This is a genomic window from Streptomyces sp. NPDC050658, from assembly GCF_044457025.1.
GTDB lineage: Bacteria > Actinomycetota > Actinomycetes > Streptomycetales > Streptomycetaceae > Streptomyces.
The window spans coordinates 1-1,429 of sequence record NZ_JBITGM010000029.1 but is presented as its reverse complement, the minus strand read 5'-3'; the positions used below and the strand labels follow the sequence as shown (position 1 = coordinate 1,429).

The window sequence follows — 1,429 nt, the reverse complement described above, 5'->3', positions numbered from 1 at the left end:
GTTTCAGAACCAACACAGTGGACGCGAGCAACTGAGGACAAGCCCTCGGCCTATTAGTACCAGTCACCTCCACCCGTTACCGGGCTTCCAGATCTGGCCTATCAACCCAGTCGTCTACTGGGAGCCTTAACCCCTCAAAGGGGGTGGGAATACTCATCTCGAAGCAGGCTTCCCGCTTAGATGCTTTCAGCGGTTATCCTTTCCGAACGTAGCCAACCAGCCATGCCCTTGGCAGGACAACTGGCACACCAGAGGTTCGTCCGTCCCGGTCCTCTCGTACTAGGGACAGCCCTTCTCAATATTCCTACGCGCACAGAGGATAGGGACCGAACTGTCTCACGACGTTCTAAACCCAGCTCGCGTACCGCTTTAATGGGCGAACAGCCCAACCCTTGGGACCGACTCCAGCCCCAGGATGCGACGAGCCGACATCGAGGTGCCAAACCATCCCGTCGATATGGACTCTTGGGGAAGATCAGCCTGTTATCCCCGGGGTACCTTTTATCCGTTGAGCGACGGCGCTTCCACAAGCCACCGCCGGATCACTAGTCCCGACTTTCGTCCCTGCTCGACCCGTCGGTCTCACAGTCAAGCTCCCTTGTGCACTTACACTCAACACCTGATTACCAACCAGGCTGAGGGAACCTTTGGGCGCCTCCGTTACCCTTTGGGAGGCAACCGCCCCAGTTAAACTACCCATCAGACACTGTCCCTGATCCGGATCACGGACCGAGGTTAGACATCCAGCACGACCAGAGTGGTATTTCAACGACGACTCCACACACACTGGCGTGCATGCTTCACAGTCTCCCACCTATCCTACACAAGCCGAACCGAACACCAATATCAAACTGTAGTAAAGGTCCCGGGGTCTTTCCGTCCTTCTGCGCGAAACGAGCATCTTTACTCGTAGTGCAATTTCACCGGGCCTATGGTTGAGACAGTCGAGAAGTCGTTACGCCATTCGTGCAGGTCGGAACTTACCCGACAAGGAATTTCGCTACCTTAGGATGGTTATAGTTACCACCGCCGTTTACTGGCGCTTAAGTTCTCAGCTTCGCCACACCGAAATGTGACTAACCGGTCCCCTTAACGTTCCAGCACCGGGCAGGCGTCAGTCCGTATACATCGCCTTACGGCTTCGCACGGACCTGTGTTTTTAGTAAACAGTCGCTTCTCGCTGGTCTCTGCGGCCACCCCCAGCTCAGAGTGCAAGACTCATCACCAGTGATGGCCCCCCTTCTCCCGAAGTTACGGGGGCATTTTGCCGAGTTCCTTAACCATAGTTCACCCGAACGCCTCGGTATTCTCTACCTGACCACCTGAGTCGGTTTAGGGTACGGGCCGCCATGAAACTCGCTAGAGGCTTTTCTCGACAGCATAGGATCATCCACTTCACCACAATCGGCTCGGCATCAGGTCTCACCCT

The 1,429-nt window shown here is 55.6% G+C and carries 1 rRNA gene; it reads right to left on the bottom strand.

What is annotated here, in order from left to right:
- Positions 1-33: 33 nt before the first annotated feature.
- Positions 34-1,429 (bottom strand): 23S ribosomal RNA (locus ACIBKX_RS40720); the annotation flags it as partial.